We start from the raw sequence: 20,504 nt of genomic DNA, 5'->3' as shown, positions 1-20,504 counted from the left end.
ATAGGGGATATCAACGTGAATTCGCCTTTTCCCGCTGCGCGTACCGGTACCTGGCTTCGCCGCACTCCGCTGATGCTTGCATTGTCGACGGTGGTGTTGCTATCCGGTTGCGCCATTCATCCAAAACCGTTCACGGACGCTGAACGCGCGCACATGGCGGCAACCGAGCGCACCGAGATGTTCAGCCAGCAGGATCCAGTGAATGGTCCAATCACGCTCGACGAGGCACTGGCGCGGGCGATCCGCTTCAACCTCGATCAGCGGCAGAAGATGATGGAAGAGGCGCTCGCGCAGCGGCAACTGGATCTTTCCAACTTCGACCTCCTGCCGAAATTGACGGCGGCGGCAGGCTACACCGCGCGCAATCACGAGCTGGCTTCGCGCTCGGTGCTGCTCAACAATCCAAGCGAAACCACGGTGCCGCCGTCATATTCCACCGACAAGGACATGCACACCGCGGACCTCTCGTTCTCCTGGAATTTGCTCGATTTCGGTGTGAGTTACTACGAGGCGAAAGAGCAGGCCGATCGTGTGCTAGTCGTGCAGCAGCGCCGCCGCAAGGTGGTGCAATTGCTGATGCAGCAAGTGCGCGAGGCATACTGGGAAGCAGCGGGCGCCGAGCGCATTCATGATCGCATTGGCCCGTTGCTCGACGCGGCGCAATCAGCGCTTGACGATTCCAAGCGCGAGCAACAGGCGCAATTGGCCTCGCCGCTGGATACGCTTAATTACCAGCATGAACTGCTCGACCTCATGCGGCAACTGGAATTAGTACGCGACCAGCTCGAAGAGGCCAAGCCTAGGCTTGCGTCGCTGATGAACCTCGATCCCGGTAAGGAGTTCAAGCTTGCGCCGCCGGCCGGTTTCGACGAACCGCAATTCGACATGCCCATCGCGCAGATGGAAACCACCGCATTGGAACGTCGTCCAGAGCTGCTCGAAGCAGGCTACAACGAACGCATCGGCGTCAATGAAACGCACGAGGCGATGGCCAAACTGTTGCCGGGCATCCAGGTGGAGTTGGGTGAGCATTACGACAGCAACAGTTTTCTCGCCTTCCATACCTGGCGCGATGCCGGGCTGAGCGTGAGCTGGAATCTCTTAAATGTGCTGAACGTAAAGAACATCCGAGGCGAGGCCAAGGCCCAGCTTGACGTTGCGCGTGTCCAGCGCGAGGCGTTGGCGATGGCAGTCCTGACGCAGGTGCATGTCGCGCGCACCGACCTGGCTGCCAAGCGCCGTCAGTTCGAGCTGCTTAAGCAGATGAATGAGGTGGATCAACAGATCCTCGAACATACTCGCAACGCTGCCAATGCGAATGCGGTCGGAAAGCTCAACGAGATCCGGGCGGCAGCTGGCGCGATGATGGCAGAATTGCGCCTGTATCAGAGCTACGGTGAACTTGAAAGCGCCTATGGACAATTGCTCGCCACGCTTGGCCTGGATCCGGTACCCGATGCCGTGAAGTCGCACGACTTGGCTGCATTGGAGCAGGCAATCGATCAGGAACAAAAGCATTGGGACACCCTCGCTCAGGGAGGCGGCAACAAACCATGAAGTTGCGCAGCATGGCTTTTGGCTACATCGTTTTTTTGGCGATGTGGCCGACGCAGCAGGGTAACGCAGCAGATCAATCGCACCCGGCAGCCGATGACGGGCGCATCCGTGTCCAGTTGGTTTCACGCGATGAGGTGGAGCTATCCAGCGAGATAGCCGGGAAGATCGCCACGCTGCCATTTCGCGACGGCGACGCGTTCCACGTCGGGCAAACGCTGGTTTCGCTCGACTGCGCACTCTACGACGCACAATTGCACAAGGCGCAGGCCGAATCAGAAGCCGCACAGGAGCTGCTGCAGGCCGATACCAAGCTGGCCCAGTTCCACTCGGTCGGCGAGCTGGAAGTGGCACAGGCACGCGGCAAGGCCAAAGGCAGCGCTGCCGAAGTGGCCTACATGCAGGCTACCGTACACAACTGCGTGATCAGTGCGCCGTTCTCCGGCCGTGTGGTCAAGCGTACGACCGCACCCGATCAATTCGTGGAGGCAGGCAAGCCGCTGCTGACCATCGTCGATACCGGCCATCTGGAATTGAAGATGATCGTGCCTTCGAAGTGGCTGACCTGGATGAAGCCAGGCCGCCCGTTGACCGTACAAGTCGATGAAGTTGGCAAGACTTATGACGCACGCGTTGCGCGGATCGGCGCGCGCGTGGATCCCGTCACGCAAACGGTGGACGTTACGGCCGCGCTGGTCGGCGACGTTCCCGAGCTTCTGCCTGGCATGAGTGGCTGGGCCACATTCGCTAAACCGTAACGGTGCCGTGACTCAAAACGTTCACATCGACGCGCCCCGGCTTGCCCTGATGTGGCAGCTTTCAGCGCGCGCCCGCGAGGCGGGTAACCAGGCGGCGCTGGGCTTCACCATCGTCAATGAAACGCAGGCGCTGATACCGTATCGGCAGGCAGCATGGTGGCGTGGCGGTGGTGCGCTGCCAGGTGCCATCGCCGCAGTATCTGGATTGCCGCAATGTGATCCGGGCGCACCCTACGTGCAGTGGCTGACTTCGGTCTGCCGTGTGCTTGCACGCCAGCAGGTACCGCAGGATGCCGCGCAAGCACAGCCGCATGCTTTTACCGTATCGGATCTGCCGGTGGAACTTGCGGCGGATTGGGCGTCATGGTGGCCGGCGCATGCATTGTGGTTGCCGCTGATCGATACGCGCAAGCGCATGCAGAGCGCTATCGTGTTCGCTCGCGAAGAGCCATTCAACTCGACCGAAAAGATCCTGCTTGCCGAGCTGGCGCAAGTATGGGCGCATGCGTTGCATGCATTCGAGCCACAGGCTTCGCCGCTTGCACGCGTGGCAGGGGCGTTACGGCAGGGCAAGCTACGGCGCCGCGTACTCATCGCCTTGGCAATGGTTTGCCTGGCACCCGTGCCGATGAGCGTGCTTGCCCCGGCCGAAGTCACGGCAAAAGACCCATTCGTGGTGCGCTCACCGCTGGACGGCGTGATTGACCAGCTCAACGTCCAGCCGAATCAGCACGTCGCGGTGGGCGCTCCGCTGTTTTCACTCGATGCGACAACACTGGCTTCGCGCGATGCGCTGGCGCGCAAGAATTACGCAGCTGCGCAGGAGGAATACCGGCAGACCGCGCAATTGGCCGTCACGGACGACAAGAACCGCCTCGACATGGCCTTGAAGAAGGGCAAGCTCGATGAAAGTGCCGTGGAACTCGACTACGCGGCAGCACAGCTTGCGCGCCTGCGCGTTACCGCTTCGCGTGATGGCGTGGCGGTATTCGCCGATCCCAACGACTGGATCGGCCGCGCCGTGTCGGTGGGCGAGAAAGTCATGTTGCTGGCCGACCCTTCCCGCGTGGAATTGACCGCTTACCTGCCCGTTGCGGAAAACGTGGATGTGAAGCCGGGTGCCACGCTGACGCTCTATCCAAAAAGCTCGCCCCTGGTCAGCTACGATGCGCGCATCGACACGATCGCGTATCGCGCCGAACCTACGCCCGATGGTGTGCTTGCTTATCGCATCAAGGCCAGCTTCACCAGCAATGCACGCCCCGTGCTGGGCGTGATGGGCACCGCACGCATCCATGGCCGTTGGGTGCCGCTGGCGTACTATCTGCTGCGCAGACCCTTGGCCACCGTGCGGCAGTGGCTGGGTTGGTAAGGCGATGGCACAACTGCCTTCATTACGTCAGGAATTGAGTTTGACGCGTGGTGCAGCGGCGCCTGACGGCTCACCGACCTGGATGTTGCACGATCCGGCGGCCAATCAGTTCTACCAGCTGGGCTGGCCGGCCTTCGAAATGCTCTCCCGCTGGACGTTGGATGACGCGCACAAAATTGTCGATGCGGTCAACGACGAAACGACATTGACGGTGAGCCTGGACGATTTCGAAGCGCTGCGGCGCTTGCTCCAGCGCGCAAACCTGTTTGTGTCGGCAAGTGCCGACAGCACCGAGCATTTGCGTGCCGTGGCCGAAGCAAGCCGGATGACGCGCGCGATGTGGCTGCTCAAGCACTATTTGCTGATTCGCATTCCTTTGTGGCATCCGATGCCGTTTCTGCGCCGCTGTGCACGCCATGTGGAATTCGTCTACAAGCCGGCGTTCTGGACCGTCGTGGGTTTCTGTGCCCTGATTGGTTTGGCGCTGGTTTCGCGGCGCTGGGATTCGTTCGTGCATACCTTTCGCGCATACGCCGATTGGCATGGATTGCTCGCGATCGGCCTGACCCTTGCGTTCGCCAAGGTGCTGCACGAATTTGGCCATGCCTTTACCGCCTACCGTTATGGCTGCCGCGTGCCGACCATGGGCATTGCGGTGCTGGTGATGGTGCCGATGCTTTATACCGACACCACCGAGGCATGGAAGTTACCCAGCCGTAGCGCACGCCTGCACATCGGCGCGGCCGGCATACTGGCCGAACTCGCGCTAGCCGCTTTCGCCGCGCTCGCCTGGAGCCTGCTGCCTGACGGTCCGCTTAGTGCTGCAGCATTCCTGCTCGCCACCACGACGTGGATCAGCACGGTGACCATCAACGCCAGCCCCTTTATGCGTTTCGACGGCTACTTTTTGTTGTCCGACTGGCTGGGCATGCCAAACCTGCATGATCGGGCCTTCGCGTTCGGCCGCTGGTGGATGCGCGAATGGTTGTTCGGCTTCGGCGATCCGCAACCCGAACCCTGCACACCTGGTCGTCGCCGCTTTTTGATCGGCTTTACGTATGTGACTTGGTTGTACCGGCTTGTGGTGTTTTTCTCGATCGCACTGATTGTCTATCACACCTTCTTCAAAGCCTTAGGCATGCTGTTGTTTGCCGTCGAGTTTGGCTGGTTCATCGTACGGCCCATGGTGGGAGAAGTCGCCGCGTGCTGGCGTAGGCGCGACCAGCTCCGCTGGCACAAGCAGACGGTGCGTAGTGTGATGCTCGGTACGTTTCTGCTGGGCTGGCTGGTCCTGCCCTGGCATAACGGCGTGGGGGCGCCCGCTGTGGTTGGCCCGTTGCGAGCGCAAGGTCTCTACGCGCCGGAAGCAGGTTACGTGTCGGCCGACACCCCCTTACCACGTGACGGTGCGCATGTTCATGCGGGCGACGTACTTGCTGTGCTCGTTTCACCCGACCTCGAATATCGCTTGAAAGCGGCGCGCGCGGACGAAGCGGTTTTGCACTGGCAAGTTGAACAGCAATCATTTGATCAGCAATTGCTGGAAGAAGGAGTCGCTCTTTATAAGCGTTGGGAGGCGGCGAGCGAAACAGTGGCAGGATTGGAACGTCAAACGCAGCAACTCACCTTGCGCGCCCCTTTCGACGGTACCCTGCAGACAGATGGAGAGGGGCTTGCCAGCGGTACCTGGTTGCCACGCGGCGAACATCTGTTCGACGTAATTGACCCCGCGGGCATTAAAGGCGAGGCCTTTGTCGATGAAGAAGGTATCGGTCATGTTGCTGCGGGTGATTCCGCCCGCTTTTTGGCGTCCGTCCCGGAAATGGGCACGTTGCACTGCCAAGTGACGGCCGTAGATCGCGTCAACCTTGCCACGCTTGACGAACCTGCGATTGGCAGCCCTTACGGCGGCCCGATAGCCGCTGAGAAGCAGCAGGCTACGCATCAGCTGGTACCAATCGTTGCAACCTATCGAGTGCGCATCGGTAACTGCCGGGAGCGGACATCACTCAGCCGGCAGATGGTTGGAACAGCGAAGCTGGGGCATGCTCGTGAAAGTTATGCATGGCACATGCTGATGCAACTGGTGGCAGTAGTGGAGCGGGAAGCAGGTGGATGAGGTCATAACGACGGCGTCGTGCAATTCAAAGTCATCGAAGCGCGTCATGACCAGGTGTAGGTCGCCAACCACAGCCGTGTGCAGACCAGCCTGCTCAACGTGACCCTTCGTCCGCTGCAAAGCGGTCAACCGGTGACGCAGGATGGCTTGGATCGTCAGCTGTTGTTGTTGAACGATCTGCCTGGCGTGCAAGGGCATGCGGTGCCGGGCTCCGGCAGTACGTCCGGAACCAGCGACCTCAATGTCGATGCCCAGGCGCCGCCGCTCGTGACCGGCAACCTCACCCTGGATGATGCGGGAGATCGCTACACCGGCCGTATCCGCTTGAGCAGCAACGTGGCGGTGAACAATCTGGCTGGCCTCGGCGATCAGCTCAGTGTGGAGCTTTCGTCCTCCGACCAGCACATGCACTGTCGTTACACGACCTATGACTTTGCGCTCAACGGTGCACGCACCCGGTTCGGATTGGCGTACTCTGCACTGATCTACGCTTCAGTCACGCGGATGCGCTGTTCGCGAAAGATCGGGTGATCGACGCACCGCTTATCGCATTGCAGGCGGTACCGGGTTTGCCTGATGCGGTGAAGCAACGGTTGTACTTCGTGCGCTTCGAGGATCTGATCGCGCAGCCGATGAAGTGCATGTCGCATCTGTACGCTTGGTTGGGGCTATCGCCATTCAAGATTGATCTGGAGCAGCTCATGATGGAGTAACAGGAAAGCGACAGCCACTACCGGATGAAGTATCCGCACTGGCAATCCACCCCCATGGCGATACCCACGCCGCATGCTGTGCCGCCACGGATCCAGAAACAGATCTAGACGGTGTGGGCATGGTTCTATCGGCTCTATTACGGCTAGAAGATGTCCTGAGCTTCTGCGAAGTATGGCGATGCCCAGCGGCTGGCGCATTTCCGAACCGATGCCGAAGCCGATCGCCAACGGCAGTGCCGCGCCCATCGCCACCAGCGTGGTCATGGTGATGGGACGGAAGCGCACCAGGGCGGCTTCGCGAATCGCCTCCGGTGGCGTAAGGCCGCCTTCGCGTTCGGCGACAAGCGCGAAGTCCACCATCAAGATCGCGTTTTTCTTCACGATACCGATCAGCATCAACACGGCGATCACCGACATGGTGCTGAGCTGCGTGTGCGTGATCAGCATGGCAAGGAAAGCGCCCATGCCTGCGGCAGGCAATGTCGAAAGAATGGTCAAGGGATGGATCAGGCTTTCGTAGAGAATGCCCAGCACGATGTACATCGCCAGGATCACGGCCATGAACAGTTGCACGGCGGACATCGCCTGATCGACGTACTTCAAATCATCGGCCTGGCTCACGCCATCGGCGAGATTGTGGTTGATGCTTACCTACAACCTGCGCACATCGCTCGTCATTCAATCCTTACAGACAGACCCATACAGGTTTGCGACGTTCGCCCCGTCGTCGACGCAATCTGATCCGTGCAACGTCGACGACCCATGCAGCAATGCTTGGAGAAGCGCAGACCGTGAGAGTTAGCCGCTCCCACGATCTGCTGAGCCACAACCAACACTAGGACTGTTGACTATGACCTCCATAGATCATACGGCACACGCACGCCCATCGGTTCGCAAAGAACCCAAATCCCCACCCGATCCGTTCACCGATCCGCGCAACCCGCTGGGCCTGGGGCTGGAAAACTTCGACAACTACACCGCGAAACTCGCCGGCATCTCGCTGGCTATCAACGTGGTCCGCGGTGTGCTGGAGCGCAGTGAGTCCAGCAAACAGCCCAACGCCCCGCACAGCACGCGGATCGTCGTGCCGCTCAATCCGGTACAAACCACCGGCCTGCACGCAGCCGTCTACTTGCTGCAGCAATACGCGGACACGCTTGAGCCGGAGTCGGCCGGATAGCCGCGCTTCGTGCACTGTACGGTCCCTTCGCGGCATGCCGACTGAGGAGCGGCGTGCTGCCTCTGGACGCTAACAAAGTGGCGGGGTTTGGACGCTGACAGTGTCGCCCTACAACCCCCAGGTTTTCACTACAAAACCATCGGCGCATGCCGCCTATGCCAAACGCAGATGCGCATTGGATAGTTCGAATTAAGGCCGGTTTGCCGAGGTGGCATCCGCACCGGACTTAAGCATGTCGCACCAGATGCGGTTAGCCGAGCGCGCAAACTACCGCGCACGCGATGCGTTCCGCACGAACCATCAGGAGGATCATCCATGTCCGCGTTTCATGGCTTTAACTGTCTTCGTCGAGCTGGCCTGGTCTTGGGGCTGAGCCTGGTGGCTCTTCCCACGTGCGCGCAATGGGCAGTCATCGACGAGGCAAACCTCGAAGCCAACAAAGAAGGTTTCTACAGCCAGTTGCAGCAAACCATCCATCAGCTGGAAACCGAAAAGCGGCAACTCGAACAGCTGATGTCCAAGATCACGGGTTTCCACTTCAATGTCGACCTCGGCAAGCAGTCCTTGCAGCGAGTCAGCGATGGGGACCGCGACAACCTCATTCAGCTCAATTGCCAGAACAATACCGGCGGTGTCATCGGTAGCGCGGTAAACGCCTTGACATCCCTTGCCTCTCATTCCATCCGCGAAAGCCAGCAGCAAATCTGCGCGCAGATCGTCATGGCCCAGGTCGACAAGTACAACACTACTGTGGGCATGCTCAACAAGGTGCAGAGCTACCACACGGCGTTCGACCAGGTTTCGGGCATCATCGACAACATCGACACGCTGGCCGACGCCGGCCGCGCCACCACCCAAACGCAGACCTACAGCAACGCGCTGACCACCGAGATGGCCAACTGGCGTGCGCAGATCGAGGCCGATGACACCATCATACGTACGCTGGAAGAATAGCAAAGCATGTTGGCGCGTGCCGCCTTGAATGGCGGCGGTGGCAGCGTGACCGGCAGCGCCCTGGGTAGCGTGCTCGACGGTCTGTAATCGTCACGACAAATTCCCCCAAGGCGCGTTACGGCCCATGGCACTCAATAAGGAATAGCTCCATGCCGATCGATGGCGGCTTCGTCTACTTCGTTGATATCTACACCAAGATCAACAGCATGATCGATACGTTCACCGACGATCTCATGGGCCGCGCCATGGATTGGGTCGGTATCATGGCTTACGCACTGGTCACCCTGTGGGTGATGTTCACCGGTTATCGCGCCATCACGGGTACGCTGCGCGAACCACTGATGGCGGTGGTCGTCAACATGGCCAAGGTCGTGCTTATCGTCACCACTGCCTGCTCCATGTCGCTCTTCGGTACCCAGCTGAGCCAGCTTATTGGCAGCGATCTGGGCAAAGGCGTCAATCAGCTCATCAGTGGCAAAGACACCAGCATCCCAGCCGCCATCGACAAGAACCTCGCCTTGACCACCGTCGTCATGGGTACCGTCAACGCGGTGCAGATGGGCAAGGGCGCCGCGGCCGATCCGCTCACCACCGCCAATCAGGAGAAGGCCCAGAACTATGCCGTCTTTGGCGTTGCTGCCCCACCCATCAGCGCCGCCGTCATGCTTCTGATGTACCGCTTCGCCATGGCCCTGGTGATCGGCCTGGCTCCCATCTTCATCCTTTGCCTGATGTACGAACCCACCAAATCACTGTTCCACGGATGGCTGATGTCGTGCCTCAGCACGCTGTTCTCCATGGCCATGCTCAACGTGGTCAGCGCCATGATGTTGGACATCAGCATCCGCGTGGCCACCGGCGTATGGGCCGCCGATCTGCTCGGCGGATTCCTGCCCAACGCGATGAAGCAAGGCTTGATGCAAATCTCCATGGAGCAAGGCGGTATCGGCTTGATTCTCACCATGCTCATCATCACCGTGCCGCCGATGGCGGGAGGCTTTTTTCAGCGGACGGTAGGGAATTTTATGCATTACTCGGCGTTTGGGAATAATGGGAAGGGAGGGGGTGGGATGCCGGCTAACGGTGGCGCAAGCCAACAGGACACTAACAACAACCCAAGATTAAAGCCCTAAACATCACAGTGGCCTACTGCTTTCCTCTCGCTTCACCACGAAATTGATGAATCATCACGAGAACGCAAATGAAGAAATGGGTACTCGGTATCAGTCTCTTACTCACCACGCACTTCGCCTATGCGCAAATGGGGCCATGTCCGCCGGGTATGAGCCAATACTCGAGTCCTAACGGCATTCCATCGTGCGGGCCTCTTCGGTCCGACTACGACCAGCTGCAAGGACATTGGCAGGAGCAATGGGGCGCCTTAGCAATCAGCAGTGATGGCACTACTGGATGGGCATCCAACCAATCCAGCGAAGGAATTGCTCAGGAGAGCGCAATAGAAAACTGCATATCAAAAGGCGGCACGCAATGCAAAGTCAATTTGACTTATCAAAATGCATGTATTGCCGTTGTCAATGGCGAAAATGGGGGGTATGCATCTAGCGATGCTACAAATCAGAAAGCCATTAAGCGTGCCATGAAGTCATGCAAGAAAGCAGGCCAAAAGCATTGTGAGCTCTTACGCACCGAATGCAGCCCCGCCAAATGGGTCAGCAATTAAACCTTGAAATAAGCCTAGTAAAGGCGTCTTTCAAAGGAGGATGATTTGAAACGGTTCTTGCATCGTATTCCGCATACCCTCCCGCGCAGCACGCCTGGCACGCTGTGCGCCTTAGCACTCATGACAGGATGCTCAAACGCCATGACCAGCCCTCATCCTCAATTCGGCGAAGGCGATGTCGTTCGAAATACGTTCCCTCTGAAATTCAAGAGGCATAACTTTGGTTCTTACTGCTTCAATACGATTGGCTGCAAGGTGCTGTACAACAACTTTTACGACTCCTTGGATGAGGAAAACGAAGTCTCTCCGCCGCCGCTGCCCAACTATCCAAATAACTTGAATGCCGATACTGGCCCTATAGAAAACTTTCCACCACCCGCCATTGTCACTTGGCGCTCGCTGGACGGCGTGCCGCATGAGGCCAAGATCGATATTGGAGCGATCTTCAAAGATCAGCGAATTTTGCATCACGTACCGGAAGACCAGATTCCAACGGAAACGGCAGCGTTTGACGGGGCGGACATCGTTCTGGTGGTGAACGATCGCACCATCAGCGTTTATATGAAAACGACGATTGCGCTGAAGAAGCCACGCGACCCATCGAATCCGCTTAGCAATAGCGTGCATGAGATGAACTTGGCCTACACCCATACCTACTGATCTCAAGGAACGCCAGGATGAGCGAGAAACACAAAGTAGGTCCCGATGGGATTCGCGAGGATGGTACCCGGCTGGTCCCCGTTACACGCCAAGATTTTCATCTGTACGATCAGGCGCAGCATTCATTGAGTGGTCTTCCGGCCCCGATCCTTTTACATACCAACAATCCGCACGACCGCCTGTTCATCGCCAACTTTGATGGCACCGGCAATGATGCCGTACATGATCCCGAGCACATGACCGCCATTGGGATTTTCAACAAGCAATTGAAAGAGGTTTCAAGTAGAAACCCTCATGTCTTTACCTGGTACCTTTCCGGCCCCGGCACCCAATCCAGCTGGGTCGCTCGCGTTGCCGATGGCGCCATCGGCTATACCTACGACAGCCGCATCGAGGACATGTATGACAAGTTCATTCGTCAGGCAAAAACCTGGCGTGAGGAAGACCCTGACGCCCAAATCCGCGTCGTCGCCACCGGCTTCAGCCGTGGCGCCGAACAAGCTGCCGGCTTTACTCGCGTCGTCCACGAACGTGGCATTCAAGATTGGCAAGGCGAAAAAATCCACCATCACCTCTTCGGCCCCAACACCATCACTTACAACAACCCGCCCTTGGTGGCTCCTGCCCAAATCCCCCAAGCCGTGATGCTGATAGACCCGGTCGGCACAGGCCGACCGCATAGCCGTGACCGCCAGTTGCCGCCCTCCGTCGTCTCTGGCTTCCAACTCACCGCACGCGACGAACGGCGCGATGCGTTTCCCGAGACGCTCATCATTCCCATGGGCGCTTCCGATGACGGTCGCTTTCTGGCTGTCACTCTGCCCGGTGCGCATTCGGATCTCGGTGGCAGCTACCACCACGATGGCCTGGCAATTCTCAACCGCAATCTGGCGGCGGACTACCTCAATGCGCTCAGCGATGCGCCGTTGTTGAAAAAGCAGGCCGAACCCGACGACTTGCAGCGTTACATGATTCATCGCTCGGAAGATCATCAATTCTTCTACGGCACCCGCTATGTGCGTGAGCATGGCGAACGCGCCGAGCGCGGTGCGCAAGCTGGCGCTCCCGATTGCCGCGCCACCTTGGCCTGCTTGCCACCCGAACCGGTGGATGCCGCCGTGGCCGCCAAGGTAGCGGATCGTCATCCGGTAGCGATTGCACCTTTGCCAACCATGCCAATGGCTGCACAGATTTCGACGGAACTATTGCCGGAACAACAGATGTCGCAAGACTTGCAACGCCTGCAAGAACAACTACGCCGTCTGCAATCCCAGTACATGCCCGAACACGGCTTGCCGCAGCAACGCCATCAAGAGCAGCCGGCGCAGGAACGCGAAACCGCCATGGCGCGCGGTGTCGATGTCTCAACCATTACCCCGCACAGTTCCATCGACGATATGTTCGAAGCTTTGTACCACGCCTGCGTAGCGGATGATCATGCGTCCATGAGCGCCGTCTCCCAAGCTTATGAGCAATCGGCGCACGGCCAGGCGTGGTTGCAAATGGGGCGGGATTACAACCAGCAACTAGAGACACAGCAGGCGATCCAGGAACAGATGATGCACAAGGCGCCGTCGATGAGCCGCTGATCTCGTTGCACCGCTGAACGTGTTCGCAAAAGGAATTCCCATATGTCCACTTTGGAAGTCAAAACCCTGGCGCTGCAGCTCGGTACTGCCATCGATAAGTTGGCAGGGCGCATCGATCAAGCCGCACGGCAATTGCTACAAGCCACGCAGGCGCTCGATCAGCAAACGAAGCAGTCGCTGGAAACATCCCACAGGTCGACCCAGCAAGCCATGGCGGAAATTCGCCAAGGCGCACAGCTGGCCATCGCAGAAGGCGTTCGCGATGCCATGCAGGACCTTGACCGAACGATGCGTGAAAACACGCAGCAATTCGAGCGGGCCCTTGCGCAGCTTGAATTGCGCTTGCACGCCGTGAGGCGGTTGAACACCGCGCATGCCTGGAAAACCTTCCTTGCCAGTGCGCTCGGTTCCCTAGTGGTTATCGCGGTGGCGATCTATGTCGCACGGGAATCCCATGCGGAGATCAAACGCTCGGAATGGGTACAGCAGATCAACACGGCCGTCGAAGCCGGCCGGTTGACCACCTGTCCAGAAGGCGGCGTTTGCGTGTTGGTCGGAAACAAATGGGTGCGGTTGAACAGCAAATAGCTAACCACAAGCCCGATCCGGCCGTCGCGAAAAGCGGCTCCCCCTGCTTGCCGGGCCTGCTGATTAGCGCGTGATCCCGTAGGTTGGGGTGCGAACCCCAACATCACGATGCATGCATATATGGCAATGTTGGGGTTCGCACCCCAACCTACGTCTATCCGGCCCGCTCCACTTCCGGCGTCGCCATCGGCTTGCCCAACTGCCGCGAGCGGCGCTTCTCCTCGCGACGCGCCCTGCGTGCAGCCTTGCGCACGCGCCGATCGTGCTGCCACAGATAAATCGCGGGCGTGCTGAGCAAGGTCAACAGCTGCGAAACGAACAAGCCACCTAGAATCGCGATACCCAATGGCTGGCGCATTTCCGAACCGATGCCGAAGCCGATCGCCAACGGCAGTGCCGCGCCCATGGCCACCAGCGTGGTCATGGTGATGGGACGGAAGCGCACCAGGGCGGCTTCGCGAATCGCCTCCGGTGGCGTAAGGCCGCCTTCGCGTTCGGCGACAAGCGCGAAGTCCATCATCAAGATCGCGCTTTTCTTCACGATACCGATCAGCATCAGCACGGCGATCACCGACATGGTGCTGAGCTGCGTGTGCGTGATCAGCATGGCAAGGAAAGCGCCCATGCCTGCGGCAGGCAGCGTCGAAAGAATGGTCAAGGGATGGATCAGGCTTTCGTAGAGAATGCCCAGCACGATGTACATCGCCAGGATCACGGCCATGAACAGGATCAGCGCATTGGTGGCCGCCTCCAGCAGTTTCTGGTTGTCGCCGGTGTATTGCTTCATGACGCCGGGTGGCAGTTGCGCGGCGAACATGGCTTGATCGACGTACTTCAGGCCATCGGCCTGGCTCACGCCGTCAGCGAGGTTGTAGTTGATGCTGGCCGCTTCCAGCTGGTTGTAATGCTGGATGTCGATCGGCTCGATGCGCGGGCGAATATGCACCATGGCCGACAGCGGCACCATCTTGTTGGTGTTGCTGCGCACATACAGGTTGAGCAAAGTGGCGGGGCTGAGCGAATGCGCGTTGTCAGCCACCAGGATCACTTGATATTGGTTGATGTCGGAGTAGATCACTGATGCCGGTGTCTGTCCGAATGCATCGATCAACGCCTGATCGATCTGCCCGATATTGACTTGCAAGCGCGACGCCGCGTCGCGATCGATCTGCACCAGCTGTTGTTTGCCGATGTTGTCGAAGCTGGTGCTGACGTCCTTGAACTGTTTCATCTTGCGCATCACCTGCGCAAGATGCAGCGTCGGTTGTTGCAAGGGTTGACTGGTGGTGCTGGTGAGCGAGAAAGCATATTGGCCTTTCGCCCGGCTGCCGCCGCCGCCGTTGAAAAAACCCAGGCTGGTGACGGCAACGTTGACGTCGGTCAGCTTCTTGTATTGATCGGTGAGGCGCTTGATCACTTTGTCAGCCGCCTCATGACGTTGCCCGGGACCATCGCCGCGCGGCTTGAGGTCGATGAAGAACGACGCCTCGTTGCCGACCGCGCCATTGGTGTTGTTGCCGCCCAGGAATGCGGCGACGTCGAGCACGGCCGGATCGGCCAGCATCACCGCCTGCACGGCTTGGGTGCGCTTGGCGAGCAAGTCGGGCGAGATGTTCGGGTCGGCCACCATGTCCGCCTGCAGCATGCCGGTATCGCCTTCCGGCATCAGCGCGCCGCCGGCCGTCTTCACCACGGCCATCGCCAGGCCCACCGTCAACACCAGCAAAATCAGCGGCTGCCAGCGCATCACGCGCCGGTGGTGCATCGCCCAATCCAGCGCGCGCTCGTAGATGCGCAGCAGCCAGCGATCCAGCCGTTCGACCTCCAATTCCAGCTTGCTGGGTGCGTTCTGCTTGTGCGTTTCTTCCACCAAGTAGCGGCCGCACAGGGCGGGGGTGAGCGTAAGCGACACCAGCGCGGAAATCACGATCGTGGCGATCAGCGTGACCGAGAACTCACGCATCAGCATCACCATCGGGCTATTGCCGAACACCATCGGCGCGAACACCGCCACCAACGACAGCGTGATCGAGATCACCGTGAAGCCAATCTCGCGCACGCCGATCAACGCGGCGTCCAGCGGCTTGGCGCCTTTCTCCATATGGCGAAAGATGTTCTCGATCACCACGATCGCATCGTCCACCACAAAACCGATGCACAGCACCAGCGCAATCAGCGACAGCATGTTGAGCGTAAAGCCCAGCCCGTACATCAGCACGAACGCGCCGGCCAGAGACAGCGGTACGCTGAGCATGGCAATAAGAGTGGGGCGAAGGCGCCTGAGGAACAGCAGCATCACCAGCGCCACCATCACGATGCTGATCAGCAGGGCGATTTCCACTTCGTGCAGCGCGGATTTGGTGGAGAGCGTCAGATCGAAAATCGGCGTGATCTTTACGTCGGCCGGCACCAGCTTCTGCAATCTGGGCAACGCATTGCGAATGGCTTGTACCACTTGCACGGCATTCGCATCGGAACGCTTCTGCACCTGCATGATCACGCCATGCCGGTTGTTGAACCAGGCTGCCTGGGTGGAATCCTGCTGGCCATTGCTGACGGTGGCGACATCGGAAAGATGCACCGGCACGCCTTTCTGCTTGGCGATGACCAATGCGGCGAAATCGGCAGGTGTCTGCAGGCCGTCGTTGGCTGACACGGTCATCTGCGTCAAGCCGTCGCTCAGGATGCCTTGCGGCGAGGCAACGTTGGCGGCGCGCAGCACGTTGGCAATGTCGTTGGCGGTCAAGCCTTTGGCCGTCAATGCGCTGTTGTTCAACGAGATGCGCACGGCATGTGGCGAACCGCCGATCAATTGCGCCTGCGACACGCCGGTGACTTGCGCCACGGCTGGCAGCATCAGCGTGTTGGCCAGATCGTAGAGCTTGTCCGGCGGCATACTGGTCGACGTCATGGAGATCAGCAGCACGGGAATCTGCGAGGTGTCGTTCTTGAAATACTGCGGCGGCGACAATGCCATTACGGCCGGCAGATCGGGCGCCGCCGCATTGAGTGCCGCCTGCACGTCGCGCGCGGCCTGATCGGCTTTGCGCGACATGTCGAACTGAATCAGGATCAGCATGCCGCCGGCGTTCGAGTCGGAGGTCATCTGCTGGATGGCGGGAATGCGTCCGAGCTGGCGTTCAAGCGGCGCCGTTACCGTCGACGCCACCGTTTGCGCGTTGGCGCCGGGTAACGTGGCAACCACTGCTATGACAGGAAATTGCAGCGAAGGAAACGACGCGATGCCGATCAGCAGATAGGCGCAGAAACCCGCCAGCACCAGGCCGATCGCCAGCAGCGACGTGCCTCTCGGTCGACGGATGATCGGCTCGAAAATATTCATGCCAGCACCCGCGTGTGCGCACGGACGACGGCCATGTACAAGCCGCATGAACGGCTGTTGCGCGTATGAGAAATATCCATGGACACTTCATACGCTGACGTGCGCGTGCGCAAATGTGCATGAAGTCGGGCCGTGCCAGAAGGCATGCCGAGGCTTGCATGAGGCTGTACGTGTAGGTTGGGGTGCGAACCCCAACATCGTGATGTCTGCGAACGTGGCAATGTTGGGGTTCGCACCCCAACCTACGTCAGGTCGCCTCGTCGGCGATGGATTCGATCACCGGTGTGGCCTGCCCGAAATGCCGCAAGCGGCGTTTTTCCTCGCGCCGCGCCTTGCGTGCTTCCTTGCGCAGGCGATGATCGTACGACCACAGATAAATCGCTGGCGTGCTCAACAATGTCAGCAGCTGCGATACCAGCAGGCCGCCAACAATCGCGATACCCAGCGGCTGGCGCATTTCCGAGCCGATGCCAAAGCCGATCGCCAACGGCAACGCCGCGCCCATTGCCACCAGCGTGGTCATGGTGATGGGGCGGAAGCGCACCAATGCCGCTTCCCGAATGGCCTCCGGTGGCGAGCGACCGTGTTCGCGTTGCGCCACCAGCGCGAAGTCGACCATCAGGATGGCGTTCTTCTTTACGATGCCGATCAGCATCAGCACGGCGATGATCGCCATCAACGACAGCGGTGTATGTGTCACCAGCATCGCCAGGAATGCGCCCATGCCGGCCGCCGGCAGCGTGGAGAGAATGGTCAGCGGATGCCCCAGGCTTTCATACAGAATGCCCAGCACGATGTACATGGCAACGATCGATGCCAGCAGCAGGATGCCGCCGTTGGATTGCGCCTGCTGGAATTGCTGGTTGGCGCCGGTGAAATCCAGCCGCACGCCGGGCGGCATGTGCACGGCGAACGCCGCTTGCTGCACCAGGTCGATACCGGTGCTCTGCTGCACCTTGGGTTTCAGGTTGTAGTTGATGGTCGCCACCTGTTGCTGGTTATGGTGGCGAATGCCGAGCGGGCTCATGTCCGGCACGATGCTGGCCAGCGAGGAGAGCTGGATCATCTGGCCCTTGCTGTTGCGCACGTACAGATTGAGCAGCGACTCGGCGCTCATCGATTCGGAACTGGAAGAGGTCAGCACCACGCGGTATTGATTGATATCCGAATAAATCACCGAGACCTGGTTCTGCCCGAAGGAGTTGAGCAGCACCGAGTCGATGTCGCCGATGTTCACGAACAGGCGGCCCGCCTTCTCGCGGTCGATCTGGATCTGTTGCTGCTTGCCGACCAGGTCGAAATTGCTGCTTATGTCGGAAAGTTGCGGAATCGTTCGCAGCTTGCGCACCATTTGCAGCGTGATCGGCTGCAAGTCCTGGCCACCGCTGGTATCGAGTATCTGGAATTCATACTGGCCGGCGTTGTCGCCGGCGCCGCCGCCGTTGAAGAACTGGATCGGGTTGAAGTACGCCTTGATGCCCGCGATCGGTTCGAACTTCTTCTCCAGCCGCTCGATCACCTTCTTGATGTCTTCCTTGCGCTGGCCCGGTCCATCGCCACGCGGCTTGAGATCCGCGTACATCGACGCGGCGTTGCCCACCGCACCGCCGCCATTGTTCTCCGAACCCAGTACGGTCAGCACATCCTGCGTGGCTGGGTCGTTCTGCAGGAGCTTGTTGGCCTGCTGCACGCGTGTAGCCAGCAGCGTGGGCGAGATATTGGCGTCGGCCTTGAGCGAGACCGCGAGCTGGCCGGTATCCTGGTCCGGCATGAAGGTGCCGCCGGCCGTTTTGACGATCGCCATGCCGAGCGCGACGGTGAGAGCCAGCAGGGTGAGCGGCTGCCAGCGCATCAGGCGCCGATGGCGCATGGACCAATCCAGCGCGCGCTCGTAATGACCATGCAACCAGCGATCGAAACGTTGCAGCGACTGCTCGATGCGCGAAGGCGATCCGGCATAGGCCGATTCGGGCTTCAAATAGTGGCCGCACAACGCAGGCGTCAGCGTCAACGACACGATCGCGGAAATCACCACCGCCGCAGTGAGCGTTACGGAGAATTCGCGCAGCAGCATCACCAGCATGTTGTTGCCGAACAGCAGCGGTGCGAACACCGCGATCAGCGACAGCGTGATCGAAATAACCGTGAAGCCGATTTCGCTCACGCCGCGCATGGCGGCATCCAGTGGCGCCTCGCCGTGCTCCATGTGGCGGAAGATGTTCTCGATCACCACGATGGCGTCGTCCACCACGAAGCCGATGCACAGCACCAGCGCCACCAGCGACAGCGTGTTGAGCGTGTAACCGAGCGACCACATCACCACGAACGCGCCGGCCAGCGACAACGGCACGCTGAGGGAGGCGATCAAGGTGGGGCGCAGCCGGCGCAGGAACACCAGCATCACCAGCGATACCAGCACGATACTGATCAACAGCGCCACTTCCACTTCGTGCAGCGCGCCCTTGGTGCTTTCGGTGAAGTCGAAGATCGGCGTCATCTGCACGTCGGCCGGCAGCAGATGGCGCAGTTTAGGCAGCCTGGCGCGCACTGCTTCGGCCGTTGCCACCGCATTGGCTTCCGGCCGCTTGTTGATCTGCAGGCCCACGGTGCGCATGCCGTTGAACCACGCGGCCTGGTATTTATCCTGCTCGCCACTGCTGACCTTGGCGACGTCGGATAGATAAACCGGCACGCCCTTGTGGTTGGAGATCACCAGCTTGGCGAAATCCGCCGGGGTGTGCAGCGCGTCGTTGGCCGTCACCATCATCTGCGTCTGGCCGTCGGTCAGCATGCCCTGCGGCGAGGTGACGTTGGCGGCGATCAGCGCGTTGCGGATGTCATTGGCGGTGAGACCCTTGGCGGACAGCGCCGCGGTGTTCACGTCCACGCGCACTGCGTGCGGCGTGCCGCCAAACAATTCGACCCGCGCCACGCCCGGAATCTGCGCCAGCGCAGGGCTGAGCAGCGTATCGGTGAGATCGTAGAGCTTGTCCGGCGGCAGGCTGCTGGATGTGAGCGCGATGTGCAGGATCGGAATCTGGGAAGTGTCGAACTTGAAGTACTGCGGCGGGCTCGGCAGCGACGAAGGCAGGTCGGGCTGGGCGGCATTGATCGCGGTTTGTACGTCCTCGGCGATCTTGTCGATGTTGCGCCCGAAGGAGAAACGCACCATCACGGTGGCGCTGCCCTGGTTGGCATTGCCGTACATGTCCTCGACGCCGGGGATGCGGCCAAGATGGCGCTCCAGCGGCGCGAGCACGGTGTTGGCCATGGTCTGCGCACTGGCGCCCGGCTGCGCGACGGTGACGAACACGCCCGGGAAATCCAGGGTCGGCAATGCGGCGACGCCCAGCATGAGATAGGCGCAGAAGCCGGCAATGGTCAGCCCGATCGCCAGCAGCGAGGTGCCTATCGGGCGGCGGATGATGGGGGCAAAGATATTCATGCCATCACCCGCGCCGATACGCCAGGCAAGCGAAAGCCACGGTCGCGCGCATCCCGCGCTGGCCGTGGCGCAAGCAAAAAGAAGGGCACATTCATGGGCACCTTTATGCCTTGGGGGCCAGAAGCGCAAATGTGCCTGAAGTCGGGCCGTGCCGAAAGGCATGGCGGGCATGATGAAGAAATCTCATGCCCGCCCGAGCCAGGTAGGTTGGGGTGCGAACCCAACATCGCCATTCCATGTATCACGAGAGTTGGGGTTCGCACCCTGAGGTATCCCCAACGGTTTTTGCTCAGTGGTGCCAAAAAATCAAAGACATAGTCGTGTGATGTTCTTTTGCTCGTCATTCCGGCGCAGGCCGGAATCCAGTGGAATAAGCGTCCGAAGGACACAGCATCTTCCATGTTGAGTGCTTCGCACGGCGTATTTGAACTGGATTCCGGCCTGCGCCGGAATGACGACTCGCTCTGAAATGGGCTTGACGTGAACTTCAATTCCCCTAAACGGAACGACGGCAAAAACGTGGGGATACCTCAGGGTTCGCACCCCAA

Annotated in this window: 14 protein-coding genes and 1 pseudogene; 12 read left to right on the top strand and 3 right to left on the bottom strand. The window is 59.8% G+C overall.

Annotated features, from left to right (window positions below; translation table 11 throughout):
• Positions 1–15 precede the first annotated feature (15 nt).
• From VJR68_RS09535 to VJR68_RS09515, 5 genes are all read left to right on the top strand, one after another.
• Positions 16–1,557 (top strand): TolC family protein, encoded by a 1,542-nt coding sequence (locus tag VJR68_RS09535; protein ID WP_324147437.1) that lies wholly within the window; start codon positions 16–18, stop codon positions 1,555–1,557.
• Complete coding sequence (locus VJR68_RS09530; RefSeq protein ID WP_324147436.1) at positions 1,554–2,312, top strand: efflux RND transporter periplasmic adaptor subunit; 759 nt, start codon at positions 1,554–1,556, stop codon at positions 2,310–2,312. The genes VJR68_RS09535 and VJR68_RS09530 overlap by 4 nt, the downstream gene beginning before the upstream one ends.
• Positions 2,313–2,361: 49 nt before the next feature.
• Positions 2,362–3,684, top strand: coding sequence for an efflux RND transporter periplasmic adaptor subunit (locus tag VJR68_RS09525; protein WP_324147435.1), 1,323 nt, complete (start codon positions 2,362–2,364; stop codon positions 3,682–3,684).
• Positions 3,685–3,688: 4 nt separating this feature from the next.
• Positions 3,689–5,803 carry an HlyD family efflux transporter periplasmic adaptor subunit gene (locus VJR68_RS09520; protein WP_324147434.1) on the top strand — a complete coding sequence of 705 codons (2,115 nt, stop codon included), beginning with the start codon at positions 3,689–3,691 and terminating at the stop codon, positions 5,801–5,803.
• A gap of 78 nt (positions 5,804–5,881) precedes the next feature.
• Positions 5,882–6,334, top strand: coding sequence for a ShlB/FhaC/HecB family hemolysin secretion/activation protein (locus tag VJR68_RS09515; protein WP_324147433.1), 453 nt, complete (start codon positions 5,882–5,884; stop codon positions 6,332–6,334).
• 350 nt (positions 6,335–6,684) lie between these two features.
• On the opposite strand, the pseudogene VJR68_RS09510 reads toward VJR68_RS09515, so the two are convergent.
• Positions 6,685–7,164, bottom strand: a pseudogene (locus tag VJR68_RS09510) (efflux RND transporter permease subunit); the annotation flags it as partial.
• A gap of 202 nt (positions 7,165–7,366) precedes the next feature.
• On the opposite strand from VJR68_RS09510, the gene VJR68_RS09505 reads away from it, so the two are divergent.
• The 7 genes from VJR68_RS09505 (at position 7,367) to VJR68_RS09475 (ending at position 13,168) form a co-directional block, all read left to right on the top strand.
• Positions 7,367–7,696, top strand: a complete 330-nt coding sequence (locus VJR68_RS09505; protein WP_324147432.1) for a hypothetical protein — start codon at positions 7,367–7,369, stop codon at positions 7,694–7,696.
• A gap of 315 nt (positions 7,697–8,011) precedes the next feature.
• Positions 8,012–8,650 carry a hypothetical protein gene (locus tag VJR68_RS09500; RefSeq protein ID WP_324147431.1) on the top strand — a complete coding sequence of 213 codons (639 nt, stop codon included), beginning with the start codon at positions 8,012–8,014 and terminating at the stop codon, positions 8,648–8,650.
• A gap of 206 nt (positions 8,651–8,856) precedes the next feature.
• Positions 8,857–9,783: a type IV secretion system protein gene (locus tag VJR68_RS09495; RefSeq protein WP_324147430.1), complete on the top strand. Its 927-nt coding sequence runs from the start codon at positions 8,857–8,859 to the stop codon at positions 9,781–9,783.
• A 68-nt stretch (positions 9,784–9,851) separates the two neighbouring features.
• Entirely contained in the window at positions 9,852–10,331 is a 480-nt protein-coding gene (locus VJR68_RS09490) for a DUF4189 domain-containing protein (protein ID WP_324147429.1), read from the top strand.
• A 45-nt stretch (positions 10,332–10,376) separates the two neighbouring features.
• A complete protein-coding gene (locus tag VJR68_RS09485; protein WP_324147428.1) occupies positions 10,377–10,991 on the top strand; it encodes a hypothetical protein in 615 nt (204 codons plus the stop codon).
• Between the two features lie 17 nt (positions 10,992–11,008).
• On the top strand, positions 11,009–12,580 hold the full coding sequence (locus tag VJR68_RS09480) for a DUF2235 domain-containing protein (RefSeq protein ID WP_324147427.1): 1,572 nt from the start codon (positions 11,009–11,011) through the stop codon (positions 12,578–12,580).
• Between the two features lie 42 nt (positions 12,581–12,622).
• Positions 12,623–13,168: a hypothetical protein gene (locus VJR68_RS09475; RefSeq protein WP_324147426.1), complete on the top strand. Its 546-nt coding sequence runs from the start codon at positions 12,623–12,625 to the stop codon at positions 13,166–13,168.
• 154 nt (positions 13,169–13,322) lie between these two features.
• Here VJR68_RS09475 and VJR68_RS09470 read toward each other — a convergent pair whose 3' ends face one another.
• On the bottom strand, positions 13,323–16,511 hold the full coding sequence (locus tag VJR68_RS09470) for an efflux RND transporter permease subunit (RefSeq protein ID WP_324147425.1): 3,189 nt from the start codon (positions 16,509–16,511) through the stop codon (positions 13,323–13,325).
• A gap of 247 nt (positions 16,512–16,758) precedes the next feature.
• Positions 16,759–19,956: an efflux RND transporter permease subunit gene (locus VJR68_RS09465; RefSeq protein ID WP_324147424.1), complete on the bottom strand. Its 3,198-nt coding sequence runs from the start codon at positions 19,954–19,956 to the stop codon at positions 16,759–16,761.
• Between the last annotated feature and the right edge of the window lie 548 nt (positions 19,957–20,504).

It is taken from the genome of Dyella sp. (genome assembly GCF_035277725.1).
Taxonomy (GTDB): Bacteria; Pseudomonadota; Gammaproteobacteria; order Xanthomonadales; family Rhodanobacteraceae; genus Dyella_B.
The sequence above is the reverse complement of the archived record's forward strand: the minus strand, read 5'-3'. Positions and strand labels throughout refer to the sequence as shown.

Excerpts from the sequence above, each read along its gene's own strand:
- VJR68_RS09465 (WP_324147424.1), bottom strand. The coding sequence starts at position 19,956 with ATGAATATCTTTGCCCCCATCATCCGCCGCCCGATAGGCACCTCGCTG.
- VJR68_RS09490 (WP_324147429.1), top strand. The coding sequence starts at position 9,852 with ATGAAGAAATGGGTACTCGGTATCAGTCTCTTACTCACCACGCACTTC.
- VJR68_RS09520 (WP_324147434.1), top strand. The coding sequence starts at position 3,689 with ATGGCACAACTGCCTTCATTACGTCAGGAATTGAGTTTGACGCGTGGT.
- VJR68_RS09495 (WP_324147430.1), top strand. The coding sequence starts at position 8,857 with ATGATCGATACGTTCACCGACGATCTCATGGGCCGCGCCATGGATTGG.
- VJR68_RS09480 (WP_324147427.1), top strand. The coding sequence starts at position 11,009 with ATGAGCGAGAAACACAAAGTAGGTCCCGATGGGATTCGCGAGGATGGT.
- VJR68_RS09470 (WP_324147425.1), bottom strand. The coding sequence starts at position 16,511 with ATGAATATTTTCGAGCCGATCATCCGTCGACCGAGAGGCACGTCGCTG.
- VJR68_RS09500 (WP_324147431.1), top strand. The coding sequence starts at position 8,012 with ATGTCCGCGTTTCATGGCTTTAACTGTCTTCGTCGAGCTGGCCTGGTC.
- VJR68_RS09505 (WP_324147432.1), top strand. The coding sequence starts at position 7,367 with ATGACCTCCATAGATCATACGGCACACGCACGCCCATCGGTTCGCAAA.
- VJR68_RS09530 (WP_324147436.1), top strand. The coding sequence starts at position 1,554 with ATGAAGTTGCGCAGCATGGCTTTTGGCTACATCGTTTTTTTGGCGATG.
- VJR68_RS09525 (WP_324147435.1), top strand. The coding sequence starts at position 2,362 with ATGTGGCAGCTTTCAGCGCGCGCCCGCGAGGCGGGTAACCAGGCGGCG.
- VJR68_RS09475 (WP_324147426.1), top strand. The coding sequence starts at position 12,623 with ATGTCCACTTTGGAAGTCAAAACCCTGGCGCTGCAGCTCGGTACTGCC.